General features: G+C 40.2%; 2 protein-coding genes. Both read right to left on the bottom strand.

Annotation, left to right across the window (positions count from 1 at the left end):
* A partial coding sequence (locus ACMHJ2_RS17715) for a type IX secretion system membrane protein PorP/SprF (protein ID WP_413514175.1) occupies positions 1-228 on the bottom strand: 228 nt, incomplete at its 3' end.
* Positions 229-239: 11 nt separating this feature from the next.
* The coding region (locus ACMHJ2_RS17710) for a gliding motility-associated C-terminal domain-containing protein (RefSeq protein ID WP_413514174.1) at positions 240-1,307 on the bottom strand (1,068 nt) is incomplete at its 5' end.

Raw genomic sequence — 1,307 nt, 5'->3', positions numbered from 1 at the left:
AGCCGATAAATAAGCCGTGCGCGGTGCGCCATCTAAGCCAACCCACTGGGTGCGGTATAATCCAAATAATTGCAAGTGATCCACACTGCCTGCATAAGCAGGGTTAATCGAGGCGGGATTATACATATACTGGGTATATTGAGGATCTTGCTGGGCAAAAGTTTTAGGCATACAAAGTACACTTAAACAAGCAAGAACTACCGCTTGTATTATGCTATTTCTTTTCATCTGATCCTTCTTTAATTATTTTCCAAATGTAGATTTGCCGCCTTCTTTATCATGCGACTTCCGTTGTCATCTTTGTACTCATAGGTTACTACATAGTAATACGTGCCACTTGGTAACTTACTGCCTTTATCAACGGTAACTTTACCTTCTGAATATCCTTTAAAAACATTGCTACTGCCATCGCCAAGTGGATCATAACCTCGAGTTTCATATACGCGAGCTCCCCAACGGTTGAATATCTCAACCTTGTTATTGGGATAGTTTTTGATGTTGTCGATGATAAAGTAATCGTTCTTGCCATCCCCATCAGGGGTAACTAAGTTGTAAATCACTACATCCCCATCCAAAATCCAGTCTTTCTTTACTGTAGCTAAGGTGAAAAATCCATAGCCTTTAACTGTAGCAATTGTCGTTACTTCTTTAGAAGACATATCGACTACCCCTCCTTCATCAACCCACAGTTGTTGTTTAGCATCCCAGCGAACAATGTGTAAGTCGCCTTCGGGATCTTGTAAAACATCCGATGAAGTAGTTGATTCATCCCAGCTTAGGGTCAACAACACATCACTCTTATTTTCATCCCTTTTATCGATAATCCAGTATTCTTTGTTATTTACTACTTTAACAATACCTACTGCATTGGGACGGGCCTTGAAAAAAGCCTCGTCGTTATAAACGTATTGTCCTACAAAAACATCTTTTACATCCTTAGGTGCAGAGATGCGCGCATACCGGTATTTCTCTTGATCGCCAGTGGGATAGGTAAAGGCATCTGTTCCAATCTTTTCTACTTGACCAGATACATGGGAATGGTTACTTGCACGGATTGCTTTTGACCCGTTTTGAAACGTAATCATCCCGTTAGAAACTTTCGTAACAGGATTGTACGTTGAGTCAACCACAACAATTCCATTTCGAAAATCAACTTCCCCAGTAGCATCAATATTATTTCTTAAATCGAAAGCTATCGTGGTAACAGGGCTATCAAAAGTGATGTTGTGAAACGATGCTATTTGATTTCCACTAATTTGCTTGGCGGTATTGGTCAAACCATCAACCGTAAAAATAGTAGTCGATGT

This window comes from Myroides odoratus (assembly GCF_965118575.1).
Lineage (GTDB): Bacteria > Bacteroidota > Bacteroidia > Flavobacteriales > Flavobacteriaceae > Flavobacterium > Flavobacterium odoratum_B.
The sequence above is the reverse complement of the archived record's forward strand: the minus strand, read 5'-3'. Positions and strand labels throughout refer to the sequence as shown.